At 39.6% G+C, this 1,028-nt stretch carries 1 protein-coding gene and 1 pseudogene; both read left to right on the top strand.

The features are described from left to right. Positions 1 to 334 (top strand): annotated as a pseudogene (locus PPOP_RS24625) (hypothetical protein); the annotation flags it as partial. Between the two features lie 22 nt (positions 335 to 356). After that, positions 357 to 1,028, top strand: a 672-nt coding sequence (locus PPOP_RS19585; protein WP_006287822.1) for a hypothetical protein, incomplete at its 3' end; no start/stop codon positions are given.

Here is a 1,028-nt window from a genome sequence, read left to right as displayed (position 1 = left end):
GGGTCCGTCTCAGCCCGCTCAATCGACGGTTCAAGTTACTTCTTCTATTAATAAGAGTAATAACCTGGTACGAAATGCTGAAAAATTATCGAAAGATCATAAGCAACAAGGACAAATTAATCATTTAACGCGACAACTGTTTAATGGAAACTCGAATCCGGGGAAAGGAAATACATCGTTGAGATTCGGAGGGATTCATGAGGCTCGTACTCAAAGTGGCGCTCGACTTTATTTTCAAAATACAAGACATGGATTTAATATTGTAGCCAAGTCTACCAAGGATAATCAAAAAGAAGTTATTAGAGAACTTCGGAGAATGTACGGAAACTATTAAGTGGAAGGATGATAGAACCGAGATGAATATTATAGAAATTAGCTATCCCCCTTATGTGGGGGTAGATATTAATAACTCAAATATTGATGCTTTTGTCGATATGGAGGATGGGGTTACGTATACGGTAACTCTTTGCACACCAAATAATTACTATTGGTATATGGATAAAGAACAACTAAATTATGTCCCCTTTGGCTGTCCTGACATCCATGTACAATCATTAACAGAAGAGAACATTACACAAGCTATTGAGGATTACGCACGGGATGAAGCATATTTTTTAAAGCTAAGTTTTTTGGGGGGCAATAATAGGCATGAAGCCGCTTTTTGCATAGAAGAATTAAATAACCTGGTCAGAAAATTGAACAAGCAACAATGGGACGAAGCATCCGCTAACGAGTCGCACGAATTGGCTATTATCGAGATTGAGTATCCGCCAAATTATGAAGATGTGAATAAAGATGAGGGCTGCATCCCGGTTGTAGTGAAGGCTAATGATGGAATGACCTATCACATCACCGTAATTACCCCCAATTACTATTACTGCTATATGCAAGAACACGGAATCGGGTATATCCCGGCGTCCCCGCTCCATTTGATGGTGCGTTCCTTAACCAAAGAATATATTCGACAAGCACTGGAAGCTTGCCTTGAAGATGACGGATATGCGCTTAAGTTTTATTTTATCGCGCAG

This window comes from Paenibacillus popilliae ATCC 14706 (genome assembly GCF_000315235.1).
GTDB classification, from domain to species: Bacteria; Bacillota; Bacilli; order Paenibacillales; family Paenibacillaceae; genus Paenibacillus_B; species Paenibacillus_B popilliae.
The sequence above is the reverse complement of the archived record's forward strand: the minus strand, read 5'-3'. Positions and strand labels throughout refer to the sequence as shown.